General features: G+C 59.2%; 1 protein-coding gene. It reads right to left on the bottom strand.

Annotation, left to right across the window (positions count from 1 at the left end):
- A partial coding sequence (locus SB756_RS28790; RefSeq protein WP_410912927.1) for a methylenetetrahydrofolate reductase occupies positions 1-201 on the bottom strand: 201 nt, incomplete at its 3' end.
- Between the last annotated feature and the right edge of the window lie 130 nt (positions 202-331).

The following is a 331-nucleotide window of genomic DNA, read 5'->3' as shown; positions in this document are numbered from 1 at the left end:
GGCGGGAACTTTGACTTGGCTTTCCAGTTGCAGCACGGTGTTGATCGTGCGGTCGCGGGTGGAGCCGCCGGCACCGTAGGTGCAGGAGAAGAAGTCGGGGTTGTAGCGGGCCAGTTGCTCAGCAGTGGCCATCAGTTTTTCATGCCCAGCATCGGTCTTGGTCGGGAAGAACTCGAAGCTGTAGCGACGGTCTTGGGACATGGTCGGATCCTTGGAAACTCAAAATGCCGGGAGGTGTACACCGTCAATGTGGGAGGGGGCTTGCTCCCGATAGCAGTCGTTCAGTCAACAGAGCTGTTGAATGTGCTACCGCCATCGGGGGCAAGCCCCC

This window comes from Pseudomonas sp. SIMBA_068, from assembly GCF_046534705.1.
In the GTDB taxonomy this organism is placed as follows: Bacteria; Pseudomonadota; Gammaproteobacteria; order Pseudomonadales; family Pseudomonadaceae; genus Aquipseudomonas; species Aquipseudomonas putida.
Note: the sequence above shows the minus strand (reverse complement) of the source record. Positions and strands in the feature narration are given on the sequence as shown.